We start from the raw sequence: 17,588 nt of genomic DNA on the forward strand, positions 1-17,588 counted from the left end.
CTAAGGAATGAGCAGCGTTGCCCCGGTCGTGCGGCGCTGCATCAAGGCGTCCTGCGCCTTGCCCGCCTCGGAAAGCGCAAAGCGCTGGTTGATCTGAACGTCGATAGCGCCGCGCTCGATCATGTCAAAAAGCTCAGCCGCCATCGCCTTTCGCCGAGACGGCGTATCGGCGTAGCCGCCAAGACTTGGCCGCGTCACAAAAAGTGAGCCCTTCTGATTAAGGATACCTAGATTGACGCCTTCGACGGGGCCGGAGGCGTTGCCGAAACTGACGATCAGCCCACGCCGTTTTACACAGTCAAGCGATACCGGCCAGGTATCCTTGCCGACGGAATCGTATACCACGTCGCACAGCTCATTGTCGGTCAGTGCCTTGACGCGCTCGACTACATCCTCGGTGGTGTAATTGATGATGGCATCGGCGCCCAACGATCGAGCAAGCTCGGCCTTTTCATCGGTGGATACGGTACCGATCAATCGCGCCCCGAGCGCATTGGCCCATTGACAGGCCAGTGTTCCAACCCCGCCTGCAGCAGCGTGAAACAAGATTGTATCTCCGGCCTTGACCTCATGAACCTGACGCAACAGGTACTGAACGGTCATGCCTTTAAGAAGGCTCGCCGCAGCCACGTCGAACGAAATCGACTCAGGAAGCGGTATCAAAAACTCGGCCGGCAGGCAGTGCAGCTGTGAATAGGCGCCGAGGGGCCCCTGGGCGTAGGCCACTCGGTCTCCCGGTGAAAACGCTTGAACATCTTCACCAACCGCTTCGATGATGCCGGCGGCTTCGGTACCCAGGCCCGAAGGAAACGACGACACCGGATACAGCCCTTCGCGCCCATAGATATCGATGAAATTCATGCCAATGGCCTGGTTTCTAACCAGCACCTCATTAGCGCCTGGTGTCTGGGTCGGCACCTCCACATACTCAAGCACCTCACTGCCGCCATGTCGTGAAAACCGGATACCGTGCGTCATTTGAATACTCTCCTCGGGGGTCATGTCGTTACTTGCTCAGAAGCGTAGATCACCCAAGAGGTACTCAGGTATCAAAAATGCACAGAACGTGACTCGGCTTTAAAGAGGACCGCTCAAATAACAGTCAACTGAGGGCGCGCAAAACTCGCGTAGTGATTTGCGACATTTTTTAACGTCGTCGCGCGGTATTTTCAGTTAAGGTGCAGACCGACTGGGGAAACTCATTCTAAATTGTTAGATAAAATCCATATAAGCACACTTAGGTATTAGTACTTTATAATTGCCAGACATGAATGATAACGAGAGCTATTCATGAACAAGCTAGGCGAGCGTATACGTGATCTGCGTGAACAGGCTGGTATTAGCAAGGCAGCCCTGGCAAGACGTGTTGGCGTATCCGACGTCACGATTTCTTACTGGGAAAGCGGCGCAATCCAGCGGGTCGGTCATTCACGTTTAGGGCCATTGTCGAAAGCATTGGGTTGTAGTGTCGGGTACCTTCTTGGTGATTCCCGTATGAGCGTATCGGAGACCAAGGCGGTCTACGACGCGTCTACAAACCATGTTCCGATCTATCAACTGACACAGAACCCGGAGTGTCTTGGTGGGAAAACCGCAGCACAAACCATGATTCCGACAGGGTTATTACCGGATTATTGGAAGGCAATAAAAGGGTTTTTACTATGTACCGAACCTGACCAGAGCTTTGATTTCTTTGGACACGGTGAGTGGCTTTTTGTCGTACCCGCGCTGCGCTTTACCGAGTCGGGCTTGTACGTTGTCGAAGAGCAGCGCCAGCTCAAGATTCGGCGCCTGCTCCTCGATGATGGCCAGTGCGATGCCGAAGACAGCCAGGGTCGACGGGAATCACTCGCGGTGCATTGTCTACCCCGCGCTCGCGTCATGGGCAGCATGACCCCCATGTCGCTTTAGCGAGCCTTTAGCCCGGTCATTACACCGACGTCTTACCCGATAATATTCATTCGGCAACAACGAGTAGACCGCATGGTGTTACAAGGTGGCTTGAACTCTCAAGCCACCGACCACTGCGTCATCCACCTCACCTAACCCGCCCGGGTGCACGATGTATTGAAGGTTCGGCTGCAGCTTCAACCAACGATTCACACTAACGCCGTAATACACTTCCGTATTGTATTCGCTGCCTTGCGCCGGAAGGTAGGCCGCATCGTCGTAGGTATAGCCCTGTTCGATGTTGCTTTGTCGACGCGCATCACTGACGTCGTCGTTGACGTGTACCCAACCAATACCTACACCGACCTCGTCTCTGGGCCGCGCATCGAACGGTCCGACATAGCTGAGCGCAGCCGACAAGTACCGATCGATGGTCGAGGTTCGCTGATCGTTATATGCCCCCTGAACCGTGGCAGTCAGCCCCCGATGCGGGTCATTGTTTCGGGCCGTTAGTTGCTGCTGCGCCACGAAATAGACGCCGAACCGGCGCCCGGTCGTGCCGTCACCGTCTGCTCGATCGGCATCCGCGGTGCTGTAGTACCCGCCAAGAGCGTATTTGCCGGGCAGTTCCTGTGCAAAAAGCCGGGGTGTCCAGCCTATTTCAGCCGGAATGAGGGTGCCCGTCGTACCACTGTGCTTCAGATCGAGGGCATTTCGAACGTCAAGGTTGGACGGGTTTTCATTGAAAAACCCGATCTGGGCGTACCACTGCGGCGTCATGTTGAGCCGAACGCGCGCGGCCCACTGGCTGACCGGCCAGTTATACCAGATCCCCCCGGCCCAATTGCCCGGCTGGCCGCCACCGAGCGCCAGATTTTGAAACTGGCTATCGACCGCGGCGAAATCGGCACCGACCGGAATGCGGCCCAGTTTTATATCAAGCGCATCATCGAAGTAGGTCTGTCGGTACCAGAGCTGTGTGAGTCGCGTGGTTTGGCCGCGCCCCCATACTTCCTGTGTCGAGGACAGTGCTCCGGAGTCAGGATTGACCAAGCGATCACGTGTGATGTCCCGGCCGTTGCGATCAGTCAGGGTCATCTGGAATTCAGCGTTTGGAATATCAAAGAGCCGCTCCAGATCAAACGCTGCGCCGAGCGTCCATTGGTCGCTGTAGCGCGCTGTTCGATCATGGTTGTAGCCGCCCGCTGCGTTCCAGGCCGATTCCGATACATAGCCCAGTGTGAAATCGATGCCCTGATCGGAAAGCGATGTGCGTGCCCCGCGCCAGTCACCCAGCATCCAGGGCGAGTCCCCATCGAACGCGGAATAGGCGCTGGCGGGCGTGACCACACATACGCTTGCCAACACGCATGCTGCGTTTCTTGCCATGTTCCAGGTCATGATACTGCTCCCGCTTATTATGAAAGTTGTAACGACACCGTCATGATAAGTGGGCTAAAGCTGTGCCCAAACTTAATTTAATAAATAAGACTAAAACTTTAGCCTAAGACCTTAATGACTCTCCGCCACGATACGACAGGCTTGGTCATAAACCTCAAGACCTGCATCTGCTTTATGCGCGTTTTCAGACAGAAACCGCCTGAATGTACGCCCACCTCGGCAGCCATGAAACAGACCCAGCAGATGGCGGGTCAGATGATTGAGTTTGACGCCATCTTCCAGCCGACGCGCCAGGTACGGACGAAACTGCTCGAGCACCGCCTGGCGCGACAGCGGCTCGGTTGTTTCTCCCCAAAGTGCCTGGTCGAGTCCGGCGAGCAGATACGGATTCTGGTACGCCTCACGACCGACCATGACACTATCGACGTGGTTTAGATGACCGCTGCAGGCCTCAAGCGTCTTGATGCCGCCGTTGATGCCAATGTGAAGTTCTGGATGCCGCGCCTTCAACCGATAGACCCGGTCATAATCCAGAGGTGGCACATCCCGGTTTTCCTTGGGAGACAGCCCCTGAAGCCAGGCCTTGCGGGCATGAACGGTAAACACCTGCGCGCCGGCGTCAGCGACGATGTCGATGAAGCGAGACAGATCCCGCTCACTGTCCTGATCGTCGATACCGATACGGCATTTTACCGTGACCGGAATAGAGACAGCCGACTGCATGGCCGAGACGCAGCGGCCCACCAGCTCGGGGTGCGCCATCAAGCAGGCGCCGATCATGTTGTTCTGCACACGATCGCTTGGGCACCCAACGTTCAGGTTGACCTCATCGAATCCCCACGCCTCGGCAATGCCCGCGCACTCGGCCAGGGCACCCGGATCACTTCCCCCAAGCTGAAGGGCCAGCGGATATTCCATTTCATCGTGCCCGATAAAGCGCTCGCGCGGAGTGCCATGCAGTAATGCGCCGGTGGTTACCATCTCAGTATAAAGAAGCGCATTGCGGGTCATGAGCCGGGCAAGCACCCGGTAATCGCGGGTCGTCCACTCCATCATGGGGGCTACGGAAAACCGACGCGCTTGATCCAAAGGGGTATATTGCGTTTTATCAGTCACTTGCTGGTGCCACTCACTCAATGTTCTTGCAATTCGACCCGCTCGAAATCGTTGTCGAGTCTCGGCGTTGAACGATGCCAAGGATGCGAAGACGACCATGTACTGGACGCAAGATGGAACAGCATATCAATGTCGCCTTACGCACGGGGCGTGTGTTGGCGCGCCATTGTACGGAAGAAGGGAGACCCTGCACAGCCGGCCGCAGGTGGGCGTTACTAACGCCGATCAAGGCTCGAGAAAGAGGCAGGCGCCTCTCGAAACGACATCCCCAATCACGAGCTGATCGATTTGGTTGGTTAATGGCGGGATTGACCGGGCTGTTGCAGGAGCCAATGCGTATCGACGGCAAAGGAATAAACAAGCAGCAAAAGCGCAAGCGCGGCAAGCCATGCGCTTATCGACGCGCTTACAAGGGGGACCAGGCAGACCATGAGTGCAAGCACCTGGACCACACAGATGACCTTGCGACGCCGCGAGTCATATAACGGTTTTTTCAGTGCGGGAAGCCAAAGCGATGCCAGAATAAAGAGATAGCGCATTCCTCCGATCATCAATACCCAGACGCCTGCCTTGTCGAGCTGTATGACCGAAAAGCTCAGTAAAAGGATGAACGCCGCATCGAGCTCCATATCAAAACGCGCGCCAAGCGGCGAGCTTTCACCCTTGCGCCGAGCGACCCAACCATCGACGCCATCAAGGCACAGCGCAATGAGCGCCAACGCAAGAAAGTTCATAAGATGAACCTCTAGCGTTTCAGGAAACATCGCCACCCCCGTCATGAAACAGACAAGCACGGCGCGCACGCCCGTGACGGCATTGGCCCAGCCAAGATGCATCTGGTCCGTGCGCCGCAGCCCGAGCCACAGTAGAAAGGCCACGACCAGATACGCTCCAAACGCGACACGCCCCACCCCGACCTCATCGATGTCGAACACCCAAAGCTCGGCGTTAAGCATATAAAGCCCTGCAAGCCCAAGAAACAGCTCGAACAGCAACCATCCAGCCCTGGAGGGTTCCGCAACGTACTTACCTGCCCTGGATGTCATGACGCCCTCCCAAGATACGCACCACCCCTTCAGGCTCGAATGGCCCACATGACCGCGTGGTTTTTTATGATCGATTATTTATACAGAGATAGTACATAACACGTTCGTCCGCATTGAACAGATACTCACCAGCCAAAAAGAGAACCCTAATTTAAACCTATCTTCAAAAACGCAACTAAAACATAAGGTTAATTGACATATGGCCTAAATGAACTTAACTAAAGGAAGGACGGCGCGTTGCCTTTTTATACCCTGTGCAGGAACCCCTATGACCACACACCATGCCCAGGCTTTCTGGATCACTCATCGTCGTCATGGCGAGTTGATTGAAGCGCCCCTGCCTGGCCGGCCTGAAGGGACCCTGCGGGTTAAAACCCTGTACAGCGGCATCAGTAAAGGCACCGAGGGGCTTGTGTTCAACGAGCGCGTTCCTTCAAGCGAGTTCGAACGCATGCAGGCCCCCTTTCAGGAAGGTACCTTCCCTTTTCCAATCAAATACGGCTACAACTGCGTGGGCACGGTTATCGAAGGGCCGGCCCACTTGCTCGACAAGACGGTCTTTGCGCTGCATCCGCATCAGGATGTGTTCGACGTACCGAGCTCGAGCGTTGTGGTCGTCCCGGATGATGTTCCAGCCGAGCGCGCGATTCTTGCAGCCAATATGGAAACGGCCTTGAATGGGTGCTGGGACGCAGCGCCGCTTGCCGGCGAGCGCATTACCGTGATCGGCGCGGGCGTGGTCGGGGCTCTGGTGGCCTATCTCTGTAGCAAAATGCCCGGCACCGACGTTGAGGTCGTTGACCCAAATAAAACGCGATGCACGCTGCTTTCTCAGTTGAACCTTCATCATGTGCTGGATCAGTCCGAGGCATCAGGAGAGCGCGACCTCATTATTCACGCCAGCGGCCGGCCTGAAGGCCTGTGCACGGCGCTTGAGCTTGCCGGCATGGAAGCACGTATCATCGAAATGAGCTGGTATGGCAATACCCCCGTCGAGGTGCCGCTTGGTCAGGCGTTTCACGCCAAACGCTTGACCCTTCGGTCAAGCCAGGTCGGTGCGCTTGCACCCTGCCAAAAACCTCGCTGGGATTACGGCCGTCGTCTTGCAAAAGCCCTCGATCTCTTGAACGACCCGATTCTTGACCACCTTATCAGCGGCGAAAGCCTGTTTTCCTCGCTTCCAAAGCGATATGGCGTCATCCTTGATGATGATGCAACGCTTTGTCATCGCATCCGCTACACCGCTTCACCCAACGACGAACAAGGACCGTTATGTTCAGCTTGACCGTACGTGACCATTTCATGATCGCGCACAGCTTTCATGGTGACACCTTTGGCCCCGCACAAAAGCTTCACGGGGCAACCTATGTGGTCGACGTGACCTTCAAGCGCAAGACGCTCGACAGCGACGACCTGGTCGTGGATATCGGCCTGGCGAGTCAAACGCTCTCTAACGTGCTCGAAGAGTTCAATTTCGAACACCTAAACGAACTCGAAGAATTCAAGGGTCGCAACACCACTACAGAATTCATGGCAAAAGCCGTGTTCGACCGACTTGCAAGCGCCATCGACACCGGCGCTCTGGGAGACGGCGGCAAGGGGCTTGAAGCCATGACGGTGACATTGCATGAATCGCACATCGCCTGGGCAAGTTATGACGGCGAACTGACAGGGAGCACCTCATAATGAACGACTTATACTTCTTTTCAGCCGGCTCCATCCATCAGTTGACCGGCGGGTATCTTTACAACGCGCGCGTGATGGAAACCCTGTCGCGTCACGACATCAATGTGCGGGTCATCGAAGTCGATGGCGCCTTTCCGGAAGGCGACGAGACCGCACGCGCCTCGCTCGAGCATCATTTGAACGAGCTGCCGGACGGCGCGCGCGCCGTCATGGATGGCCTGTGCATCGGTAACTTTCCGGAGTTGATCGAAGCCCATCAGAACCGGCTGACGATCACGGCCATCGTGCATCTGCCTCTTGCTGATGAAACCGGGCTGACCGAAGCCATGCGCGTGCATTACAAGCATCAGGAAATTCGCACGCTCGCCGCTGTCGATGACGTCATCGTGACCAGCCGCTTCATGGTCGAGCGCCTGGCCAATTACAACGTATCTCCGGACGCCATTCACGTGGTTGAGCCCGGTGTCGATCGTTTCCCGCTCGGCCAACCGGACCGCCACCCGCCGAGACTTCTGTGTGTGGCAACGGTCACACCGCGCAAGGGGCAAGCGCTGCTGGTCGATGCACTGGCCGACCTGAAGCATCTCGAGTGGGAATGTGACCTGGTCGGCGCGCTCGACCGCGCACCTGAATACGTCGAGGACGTACGAGCCCGCATTGCCGCCCATGGCCTGGAAGACCGTGTGCACCTGCTCGGTGAGCGCCAGGGCGATGCGCTGGCGCAGTATTACAAGCGGGCTTATCTTTTCGTGCTGCCGTCGTACTTTGAAAGCTACGGCATGGTCATCAATGAAGCGATCGCATTCGGTGTGCCGGTAGTGACCATGAAAGGCGGCGCCTTGATGGACACGCTGCCCAAGGACGCCGGAATCGTGCTGCCAACCGGGGATACCGAAGCGTTGAAAACCACCCTTGGACGACTGATCGAGGTTCCTGCCGAGCGTCAGAAGCTTACGCAGGGCGCGCTGACTGCGCGCGAGCATCTTCGTCGCTGGACGGACACGGGCTACCGTTTCATGAAAGCCCTGCACCTCGCCCAGACCGCATGACAACGCCCTATCAAATGGCCAAGGGCAGCCAGTTCGAAACGGACTGGCTTGCCCTTCGAGAACCGGCTGACCACCACGCTCGAGGGGATGGCTTGAGTGACGCGGTCAAGCAGGCCCTCCCCTTCTCGCCATTGACCGTGACCGACCTGGGCGCCGGGCGTGGCAGCAACCTGCGCTTTCTGGCACCCAGACTCACAGGCGCTCAGCACTGGCATCTGGTCGATCATGACCCAACGCTGCTCGAGGCTGCTCAGCTCCACTCCGCACCGATCGCCGAGTTGACGCTCACGACGCAAACAGCGTCTATCACTGACCCTGCCGCCGTAATCGCGCCAGATACGCATTTAGTAACGGCTTCGGCGCTGCTTGACCTGGTGTCGGATGACTGGCTTTCACGGCTGGCCGATCACATGATGCGTCACGCTCAGGTGGGCTTGTTTGCACTGAGTGTGGACGGCCACTTTTCCATCGATGCCCGGCCTGATAGCGATGATGATCACGATGTGCTCAAAGCCATGGATCAGACGATGGCACAGCTCATCAACGACCATCAGCGCCAGGAGCGTGGGCTCGGCACAGCCTGTGGCCCTGATGGCTGGTCGTGCGCTTTGCAGCATTTCGAGCGCGCAGGCTATCGAGTGACCGTGCACGATACCCCGTGGCGTATCCACCGCGAAGCGGGTATATCCGCTCGGCAATTGGGTGAGCGTTTGCTTCGAGAGCGCGTGGCGGCGGCCAGGGAAATTGCCCCAAAATCGCTGCACAGTCAGCTCGAGCACTGGTATAGCCGGCGCCTGACACAGTTTCAGGCCGGCAACGCCACCATTGTCGTGGGCCACAAGGATCTTTTAGTGGTTCCAGCCCCGGACAAGGCGACCGCGTAGTGCGCTTGAGGGTGACGCTGCTGATCGGTGTGATAGCGATCATGTTCGCTACCCTCGATTTTTCACACATCTACCATACGCTGAGCTCACCCTCCGCCGGCTGGCTGGCCGCAGGGCTTGCGCTGACTGTGCCTCAATTTCTGCTTTCAGCCTGGCGCTGGCAGCTCACCGCCCACGCTTTGAAGCTTTCCCTGCCTTTTTCGGTCGCCTTGAAAGAATACTATCTGGCTACTGTCTTGAATCAGATACTCCCGGGCGGCATCGGCGGCGACATTACACGCGCCTGGCGTCACAGTCAGGACAGTGACCAGAAGGCGCGCGCCATCCACGCCGTCATCATCGAACGTCTATCCGGCCAGCTCGCGCTCTTGACGATCGGGCTGATCACGCTGATCGCGCACCCGATACTGCTGGCCCCATTTGACCGGCTACTGCACTTGCCCGGCATCATCATCGCCCCGCTCGCCGGTAGCGCCGTGATCATTGCAGCCGGCCTTGTCTGGCACTTCCGAACGGCTGCAGGCCACTTTCTGAACAATGTTCGCTTGAGCTTATTGACCCGTGAGGTGTGGCTTCAGCAGCTTGCAAGCTCGCTGATCATCGTCGGCACCTACATCGGTGTGTTTGCCTGCTGCGCGCGCGCACTCGACAGCCCACTCGACAACGCGACCCTTATGGCATTGATCCCACCGATTCTCATGGCCATGGTCGTGCCGCTGTCGGTTGGCGGCTGGGGGGTGCGAGAAAGTGCCGCCGCCGTGGTGTGGGGCATTGCCGGGTTCTCATCGAGCGAAGGCGTTGCCATTTCGATCCTTTACGGCACCCTCGTACTGGTGTCGAGCCTACCGGGTGCGGTGATCTTTCTGATGCGACGGCGGAGTCAACGTACGTCATCGAACGCCAGATCGAACAAGACATCCTTGCCAAGGGCAAACGTTCGGGAATAAGGCCGCAAGGCATCATCGAGCGAGATGATCTCGGGCAGCGTCATCGCTGGCCGCCCGGAACCAATCAGCATGGGTGCGACCGTGACATGAAGCCGATCAAGCGTCCTTTCGGCCACAAACCGAGAGACCGTCAGCCCACCGCCCTCGATCAATACTCGCTTGAGCCCCCGGGCATGCAACGCCTCTAGAATCGCTTGAGTAGAGATTCCCGAGCCCTGCGCGGTCGCATCAAGCAGCAGGCAGTCGACATGTGACGGCAGGGGACGATCACGCTCAACACAGCTCAGGTACAGCGTCGGCGCCGCCTCATCGTGAAACAGACTGCTCTGCGCCGACACCCGCGCGTTCGGATCCAGCACGACGCGAGTGGGTTGGTCGCCCTCGACGTGACGCACGGTCAAACGCGGATCATCCGCCTCGACGGTTCCCGCCCCGACCAGTACCGCATCCACCAGCGCCCGCACACGGTGCAGATGGATCAGACTTTCATGGCCGGTTACATAGCGCGAGGCACCGGTGACCGTCGCGATACGGCCATCGAGGCTTTGCCCCAGCTGACCGAGAGTCATCGGGTATCTGAACGAGACCAGCGGCACATACACATCACATAGATAGGTAGAGACATCATCGATCGGCGTCAGTGCATGCCATGTGCCATCGGGCGCTATTTCAATGCGTCCAGACAGACATTCAAGCTCTAGTTGCCCCGTCCATGCGTGATGTTTGAGTGCTTTTATCGCCGACCAGAAATCACCCTTTACGGTTATTTTTGTCATTTAATTCCTAGAGTTAGACGCCATTTAACTCAGCATAGTTTGTCGCGTTCCAGGCTGCGAATTTAAAAAAAGGCGTCTCGAGGCGTTCTTACACCAGCCTCTAATGTAACTTTACGCAACAATTTGTGACTATTGTCTCGTCCTCACCAATCAGGAGCACAGAGATGACAACTCAGACCCAGACGTTTACTGGATCGCCCCATCTCTTCTCGGCACTGACGGTACTGATAACAGGACTTATCAGTTGGGCAGGACAGACCCTCATGGCCACGCACGACATGGCTCTGCGTCATGAGGTTCAGCTCTCAATTCAAGGACGGATGTCGCCCTCAACACCGGATCAGTACCCAGAGAGCTTGTGGGTCGTATTAACTGAACAAGAAGAGCGCAATTACCGCGAGCTTCTAAACCGGATCAAACAACAACGCGACAACACATCCCTTGTGGAGGTACAACGATGAACTGGACAACTATTACCAATACCGTAGCCTCTCTCGCACCGGCGCTTGGGCAAGCACTGGCAGGCCCCGCTGGACACGTCGTCGGCCAGGCCATCGCCTCGACGCTTGGGGTGAATAACTCGCCGGACGCGGTCGAGACCGCACTCAAAACCGACCCAAAAGCCGCGGTAAAGCTTGCCGAACTTGAAACCGAGCTCAAACGGGCAACGCTTGAAGCCACTACGCGCCAAGAAGAAAATCAGCTCGAGGCTCAAACCGCACAACAGCAGGCCATCAACACCACCATGCAGGCGGAGCTTCAAAACGGCAATACCTACAAAAGCGGCTGGCGCTCGGCGATCGGCTGGACCATGGCCTTCTCGTTTGGCTGGATCAGTCTGATCCTCGGCATCTCGGTCTTTCAGGACCCAAGTCAGATTGCAAACGTCGTCGATGCCATCGTCATGCTGACCGTATCGATGGGGGCCGTGCTCGGCATCAACATTCGCCACATGAGTTCGGAACGCCTTGCCTCACTCGGCTTTCGGCCAACCTCGCTCATGGACTCACTAATGACGCGCTCTCGCGGCAGTCACTGACCCCTCCCCTGGCCCGCTTACTCAAGCGGGCTTTTTTATTACCGTTGGTCAGTCAGTTCACCAAGACGCTGCGACAGGCCCGAGGAGCGCTGAACACGGCGTGTTAAGGCGTTGAAAAACACCTCGGTATCGGCAATGCATAACGTACACATCGACCGCGCTCGAGTCAGTGCCGTATAGAGAAGCTCACGAGTCATGATGGCCGAGTCCGAGGGCGGCATGACCACCGTTACGGTCTCGAACTCAGAACCCTGCGATTTGTGTACTGTCATGGCGTACGCCGTATCGGCGTGCGTCAGCCGGGCCGGCAACACCGAGCGAATACGCTCGCCCTGATCCACAAAGACTCGCAGTCGTCCCTCGGCGGCCGGATCCGGCAGTGCAATACCGATGTCACCATTGTAGAGCCCCAACTGGCGATCGTTTCGTGTAATCAGAACCGGGCGGCCGACGTACCAGCCGCTGCTCTGATCAATCCAGCCACGAGCCTGCAAGGCCTCGGCGATGCGCTCATTGAGGGTCTCTACCCCCCAATCCCCCTGACGAAGCGCGCACAGCATTCGATATTTTTGAAAAGCGGCCAGCACTTCGGCCGGCGACGCATTTGCCTCGATGGCCTCGAGATAGGCGCGGTACCCCTCAACGGCCAGGTAGACATGCGTACGCTCGCCCGCCTCGATCTGTGTCAGCGCGATGTCATTGAACCCTTTCGACACGACGGCCCGCGCCTGGGCGATGTCCCCTTGGTTGATCGCCCGAGCCAAATGCCCAATGCCACTGTGATCCGAGAATCGGTAGCTCTTTTGGAGCACCACCACATGATCGGCAATGCCACCTTCATGGTGTGTAACGGTCAGGTCGGCGCCGGTGGTGTGTTCGAGGTAGCGACACATCGATTCGCTGAACGCCGGGGGCCAGGCCGAGGCACAGATATCACCTAGAATCGCTCCTGCCTCGACCGAGGCCAGCTGATCGCGGTCACCCAAAAGAATCAGGCGCGCCTGAGGTTTTAACGCATTCATTAACGCCGCCATCAACTCGAGATCCACCATCGACGCTTCATCGACCAGCAGCACATCGGTTTCAAGCACATGGGTTTCATTGAACCTGAACCGACGAGTGTCCGGGCGCGCGCCCAAAAGGCGATGAAGCGTCATGGCCTCGCGCGGTAAATGCGCTCGAACCGTTTCCGGTACCGACAGTTTCGTCAACGCGCCCGCCATCGATTCAGTCAACCGCGCAGCCGCCTTGCCAGTAGGGGCGGCCATCTGAATCGATAGCGCCTCACCCCCCTGCGCCAATGCCTGCTGCTGAAGCAGCACCAGAAGCTTAGCAACCGTTGTGGTCTTGCCGGTGCCGGGACCACCGGAAATCACGGCGAAACGCTGTCTAAGCGCCAGCGCGCACGCCACCTGCTGCCAATCGGTCTCATCACTGGGCGAGGCGCCAAACAAGTGAGCCAGAGCCTCGCTCGATGGCGCGCCCGGTGTATCGATACTCATACGCACGTTGATGTGGTGCGCGATTCGACGCTCGCTGGCCCAGAACCGGCGCAGATACAGCAGACCGTGCTCGAACACCAGCGGCGCACTGCCTGACTCAGGATGCACGGCATCAACCACCGACGCGCTCGCCAACGCACGTTCGAGGCAGTCAAGACCATACCCTGAAAGCGTTTTCAAAAGCGCCGGCGCCCCCTGCTGCCCCATCGGCTCGGGCGGCAGCTTGAGCGTTTCGAACGGCCGTGCCACCAGCTCGCTCAGCACCAGGCAGATATGCCCCCGACCGGCCTGATGGCTGGTCAGTGCCGCAAGCATCAGCACCTCGGCACGGCCCTCACCGAGCTCCTGCAGAAACCGGGCAAAATGCAGGTCCAGCGCACGCAGCCACCCCCATTCGTGCCACTGCTCGAGCGTGGCAAGCACCTCATCAACGGACAGTTCAGGCGACGTCGCCGCCTCGTTCCATAGGTCAAACTGTGCGGGTAGGTCAAACTGTACGGGCATCGCCACTCACCTCGTCGTTGAACAGCACATCGAGCCGCGAAAGCGCCTGGGGGTCGGGCCGGCGGCACCAAAAACCGTCCGCCTCGGGAAAGGCCAACGCGCGCAGAAAGACGTAGCGCACGCCGCCGAAATGGCGCTCCGGGTCGTAATCCGGAAGGCGTGCGCGCAGCAGCCGATGCAGCGCCAGGCTATAGAGCCAGTACTGCACATCATAGCGATGATGAGCGATCGCACGCGCCATCGACGCCTCGTCATAGTCCTCGACACCCTCGCCCAGATGGTTGGATTTCCAGTCGATGATGTAATAGCGCCCATCGAACTCAGCCACCAGATCGATATAGCCCTTGAGCATGCCGTGAAGTTTTCGGTCACTAAGGGCTGGGCGACGCACGGGTAACGGATCAAGCGCACAAATGATGCGGTCGAGCTCGGCAAGCTCGACCGACGGCACCGACAGCCAGAACTCGAGCTCGGTACGCCACCGGTGCATATCGATCAGCCGACCCTCGGGCACGAATGCACGCTGCCCAAGCACGGCCACCGCCGTCATCAACGGCTCACGCCAGCGCGTCTCGAACCCGGACTGAGCCAGCCGCGCGTCGAGCCACTCACCGAGTGCGTCATCATGCGCGGGGGTTCCAAGCCGCGCCCAATCGATCCGGTCCAGCACATGGTGCAAAAACGTGCCCGCTCTAGGCCCACGCTCGAACGCCAGAAGCGTTCGCCCGGGCGGTGGTGGTGTCGGGGTACGCTCCTCGAGCACTTCGGTATCAAGCCCTTCGCCGATCTCTGCTGCCGGTTGCTGACCGGAACCGGCAAGCGCCATGACCCCTGAATAGGAAGTCATGAAAAACCGGCGGTCGATTGCGCCGTCAAAGATCCGCGCGCCTTGCCAATCGTGGGTCTCACGGTCAAACCGGGGCGGCGACGTCACCGCCTCGGGCGGTGCGGTGCACGCAATACTCTCATTTGTACTGAGCGCCTCGAGCCGGGCCTTGATCTCACCGCCGGTCTGATCGCACTCGGCGTCGCCGGCAACCAGCCAGCCAATCGCCGCGTTTGAAAGCGTGGTGGCATCACTTGGCAGCGAGCGCGCCTTGCGCCCCTTGTACACCGGCGCAAGCCCTACCCGGCAGGCGAACTGTGCCCGCGTCAGCCCCACATAAAGAAGCCGCACATCTTCCTCGAGTCGCGCCTGCTCGGCCTCGCTTCGCTGCGCCTCATCAAGATGCCAGGCAAGCATCTTCCCGCCCTCGGCATCAAGTACCGGTACGGGCCCATTACCCGTCGCGGCGTCACGGTAGTTACCGATGAACGGCAGGTAGACGATCGGATACTGAAGCCCCTTGGACTTGTGCAACGTGACCACACGCACCAGTGCATCATCGCTTTCAAGCCGTTGAACGAGGGCATCGGCATCAAGGCCCTCATCGAAGCGCCCGGAAAGCCCGCGATGCATCCAGCGAAGAAGTGCCTGTTCGCCATCGAGAAACTGGCTGGCCTTCTGGGCAAGCTCTCCCAAATGCAGGAAATCGGTCAGGCGCCGTTCGCCGTCGGGCTGCGCCAATAGCCGCGCGCCCACCTCGAACTCATGCATCACCGCACGCAGCATCGGCAGAACACCCTCTCTGCGCCAGCGACGGTGATACTCATCGAAGCGCTCGATCATCGATTCCCACCCAAGCTCATCGTCGATCAGCGCCACGACGTCGCCCAGCCCGTTACTCAGTAGCCGCGTTCCAAGTGCGCCCTTGAGGCGCCGATCGTCTCGGGGGGACGCAACAGCCTCAAGCACCTGCAAAAGCTGAAACGCGGTATCGGACTCGAACACCGAGCGCTTCTGACTGAGATAGACACTCTTGATGCCGCCCGCCTCCAGTGCTTCACGGACGCGCTCGGCCTCAAGCCCCGTGCGCACTAAAATCGCAATATCGGCTGGCCGAACCGGGGCTCGCTCGCCCGAGGCCGTGTCAAAGCCGCTGGTGCCTGCCTGTCCTCCGGCGAGCAGCGACTGAACGTCTCGCGTCAGCGCAGTCGCCATCTGGCGTTGATACTCACCGGTTCCGATGCTCTCGACGTCGCTTGGCCACCAGAACGTCAGCGCCGGCGCCACCTGATCACAATGCACAAATGTGCGCTCAAGCCCCTTGGCCGAAACCGGCTGAAAGGGAATGTCCTCATGGGAAAACGGCACCGCCCGCGTCGAAAACAGCTGATTCACCGCATCAACCATGGCGTGGGTCGAGCGAAAGTTTCGAACGAGAGTGTGATGGGTCCGCGCCGAGCGCCGAGCGCTCAGATACGTCGCGATGTCCGCCCCTCGAAAGCCGTAGATGGCCTGCTTCGGATCCCCGATCAAAAGTAATGCATGATCCTCGGCAGCCGGGTCCGGGTAGATGGTCGAAAAGATGCGGTACTGGGTCGGGTCAGTGTCCTGGAACTCATCGATCAGCGCCACCGGAAGCTCGGTGCGAATACGCTCGGCCAACCGAGGCCCGGCCGGGCCACTGAGTGCGTTGTCGAGCTCATTGAGCAGGTCGTCAAACGTCCACTGCGCCTGACGGCGCTTCTCAAAAAGAAGCGCCTCGCTGATCTCGTCACGCGCGTGGGCAAGCAGCGCCGGGGTAGGATCAGTGATCGAGGAAAGCGTCTCCTGATAGCGATCCAGCCCCTCGAAAAAGGCATGCCTCGGCGGCGTCTTCTGTTTGTTGGCCGCGGCCTCGAACCGGGCCTGACCGCACCAGAATTGGCCCTTGGAATCGCGAATCGCTCGAGGCGGCGTCATCTGCGTGTCATCCTCCAGCCATTCGGCAAGCGCAGACAGCTTGGGCTCGAGGTCGTCCTGCTTGAAGCTTCGCCCATTCACGCGCTTTTCAGAGATCGCAGCCTCGATCTCGGCGGTCATCGCCTCACGGCCGCTGACCCACATGTCGCGAAGAGCGCGCTTCTGGGCAAGGCTCTCGGTCTGGGCATCGATCACCGGCTCAAGCGCCGCGGCAACGGAGACCGGCGCCTCGACCCGCTCACCGGCCCAGCATAAAGGCGCAGGCCGCCCACCTTGAAGCAGCGGCGACACCGCCGCCGCCAGCGCATCCGGGCCGGACCACCGCTCAAGAATCAGACGCTGAAGCGCGCCCTCAAGGGGGTAGTAACGCCGGCGCCAGTAGTCATCGACCACCTGCTGATAAAGCGGGGCGATGTCCTGCACAAGCGTCGAGGCAAAGAGACTGCCGCTATCAAACGCGTGGCGCTTGAGCATGCGCTGGCAGAACCCATGAATGGTAAAGATTGCCGCGTCGTCCATCAGCCGCGCCGCCTGATCGAGCCGCGCCGCGCCGCGACTGGCCGCCTCCGATTCGATGCCACCAAGCACCGCCTCGAGCACGGCGTCCGGCATCTTGATCCCCAAAAGCACATCACGCGCCTGCATAAGGCGTGCGCGAATTCGATCTCTCAGCTCTTGGGTCGCGGCCTCGGTAAAGGTCACCACCAGAATTTCCGGCGGCATCATCGGCCGCGCGAATGCGGCCTCACCGCCATGGCCCAGAATCAGACGCACATAGAGCGCGGCCAGGGTAAAGGTCTTGCCGGTACCGGCGCTGGCCTCGATCAGCCGACGCCCGGTCAGGGGAAAGGTTGGAATATCGAGCGCCTGGGCGCCCTCATTGATCGCAGGCTGGCTCATGAAGGCTCGTTTTTACCCAAGGGTTGGTAACAGGGACTCGACGTCACACACGGACAGGCCCAT

General features: G+C 58.9%; 15 protein-coding genes. 8 read left to right on the forward strand and 7 right to left on the reverse strand.

Annotated features, from left to right (window positions below):
- Complete coding sequence (locus NAT23_RS04125; protein ID WP_251925854.1) at window positions 1–978, reverse strand: quinone oxidoreductase family protein; 978 nt, start codon at window positions 976–978, stop codon at window positions 1–3.
- A 312-nt stretch (window positions 979–1,290) separates the two neighbouring features.
- Between NAT23_RS04125 and NAT23_RS04130 the strand changes: the two genes are divergently transcribed.
- Window positions 1,291–1,911 carry a helix-turn-helix domain-containing protein gene (locus NAT23_RS04130; protein ID WP_251925855.1) on the forward strand — a complete coding sequence of 207 codons (621 nt, stop codon included), beginning with the start codon at window positions 1,291–1,293 and terminating at the stop codon, window positions 1,909–1,911.
- Between the two features lie 78 nt (window positions 1,912–1,989).
- Here NAT23_RS04130 and NAT23_RS04135 read toward each other — a convergent pair whose 3' ends face one another.
- From NAT23_RS04135 to NAT23_RS04145, 3 genes are all read right to left on the reverse strand, one after another.
- On the reverse strand, window positions 1,990–3,291 hold the full coding sequence (locus NAT23_RS04135; protein ID WP_251925857.1) for a carbohydrate porin: 1,302 nt from the start codon (window positions 3,289–3,291) through the stop codon (window positions 1,990–1,992).
- Window positions 3,292–3,402: 111 nt separating this feature from the next.
- Entirely contained in the window at window positions 3,403–4,407 is a 1,005-nt protein-coding gene (gene dusA / locus NAT23_RS04140; protein ID WP_350028301.1) for a tRNA dihydrouridine(20/20a) synthase DusA, read from the reverse strand.
- 296 nt (window positions 4,408–4,703) lie between these two features.
- A complete protein-coding gene (locus NAT23_RS04145) occupies window positions 4,704–5,453 on the reverse strand; it encodes a CDP-alcohol phosphatidyltransferase family protein (protein WP_251925869.1) in 750 nt (249 codons plus the stop codon).
- Window positions 5,454–5,721: 268 nt separating this feature from the next.
- Between NAT23_RS04145 and NAT23_RS04150 the strand changes: the two genes are divergently transcribed.
- The 5 genes from NAT23_RS04150 to NAT23_RS04170 are packed head-to-tail and all read left to right on the forward strand — an operon-like array spanning window position 5,722 to window position 10,019.
- Window positions 5,722–6,738 (forward strand): zinc-dependent alcohol dehydrogenase, encoded by a 1,017-nt coding sequence (locus NAT23_RS04150; RefSeq protein ID WP_251925871.1) that lies wholly within the window; start codon window positions 5,722–5,724, stop codon window positions 6,736–6,738.
- Entirely contained in the window at window positions 6,726–7,139 is a 414-nt protein-coding gene (locus NAT23_RS04155; protein WP_251590679.1) for a 6-pyruvoyl trahydropterin synthase family protein, read from the forward strand. Before NAT23_RS04150 ends, NAT23_RS04155 begins: the two co-directional genes overlap by 13 nt.
- Entirely contained in the window at window positions 7,139–8,188 is a 1,050-nt protein-coding gene (locus NAT23_RS04160) for a glycosyltransferase family 4 protein (RefSeq protein WP_251925873.1), read from the forward strand. Before NAT23_RS04155 ends, NAT23_RS04160 begins: the two co-directional genes overlap by 1 nt.
- Window positions 8,185–9,072 carry a class I SAM-dependent methyltransferase gene (locus tag NAT23_RS04165; protein ID WP_251925875.1) on the forward strand — a complete coding sequence of 296 codons (888 nt, stop codon included), beginning with the start codon at window positions 8,185–8,187 and terminating at the stop codon, window positions 9,070–9,072. The genes NAT23_RS04160 and NAT23_RS04165 overlap by 4 nt, the downstream gene beginning before the upstream one ends.
- An 11-nt stretch (window positions 9,073–9,083) precedes the next feature.
- Window positions 9,084–10,019, forward strand: a complete 936-nt coding sequence (locus NAT23_RS04170; protein WP_350028302.1) for a lysylphosphatidylglycerol synthase transmembrane domain-containing protein — start codon at window positions 9,084–9,086, stop codon at window positions 10,017–10,019.
- On the opposite strand, the gene NAT23_RS04175 is transcribed toward NAT23_RS04170, so the two are convergent.
- The gene (locus tag NAT23_RS04175) at window positions 9,953–10,795 is read right to left on the reverse strand and encodes a RibD family protein (protein ID WP_251925879.1); all 843 of its coding nucleotides are present in this window, start codon (window positions 10,793–10,795) and stop codon (window positions 9,953–9,955) included. The genes NAT23_RS04170 and NAT23_RS04175 overlap by 67 nt on opposite strands.
- 164 nt (window positions 10,796–10,959) lie before the next feature.
- On the opposite strand from NAT23_RS04175, the gene NAT23_RS04180 reads away from it, so the two are divergent.
- Window positions 10,960–11,256 carry a hypothetical protein gene (locus NAT23_RS04180; protein WP_251925880.1) on the forward strand — a complete coding sequence of 99 codons (297 nt, stop codon included), beginning with the start codon at window positions 10,960–10,962 and terminating at the stop codon, window positions 11,254–11,256.
- A complete protein-coding gene (locus tag NAT23_RS04185) occupies window positions 11,253–11,834 on the forward strand; it encodes a 3TM-type holin (protein WP_251925882.1) in 582 nt (193 codons plus the stop codon). The genes NAT23_RS04180 and NAT23_RS04185 overlap by 4 nt, the downstream gene beginning before the upstream one ends.
- 38 nt (window positions 11,835–11,872) lie before the next feature.
- Here the strand turns inward: NAT23_RS04185 and recD are convergent, their stop codons facing one another.
- Together recD and recB are read right to left on the reverse strand one after the other, a co-directional pair.
- Entirely contained in the window at window positions 11,873–13,840 is a 1,968-nt protein-coding gene (gene recD, locus NAT23_RS04190; RefSeq protein WP_251925884.1) for an exodeoxyribonuclease V subunit alpha, read from the reverse strand.
- Window positions 13,824–17,525, reverse strand: a complete 3,702-nt coding sequence (gene recB / locus NAT23_RS04195) for an exodeoxyribonuclease V subunit beta (protein ID WP_251925887.1) — start codon at window positions 17,523–17,525, stop codon at window positions 13,824–13,826. The genes recD and recB overlap by 17 nt, the downstream gene beginning before the upstream one ends.
- Window positions 17,526–17,588: the final 63 nt, after the last annotated feature.

Source organism: Larsenimonas salina, from assembly GCF_023736155.1.
Lineage (GTDB): Bacteria > Pseudomonadota > Gammaproteobacteria > Pseudomonadales > Halomonadaceae > Larsenimonas > Larsenimonas salina.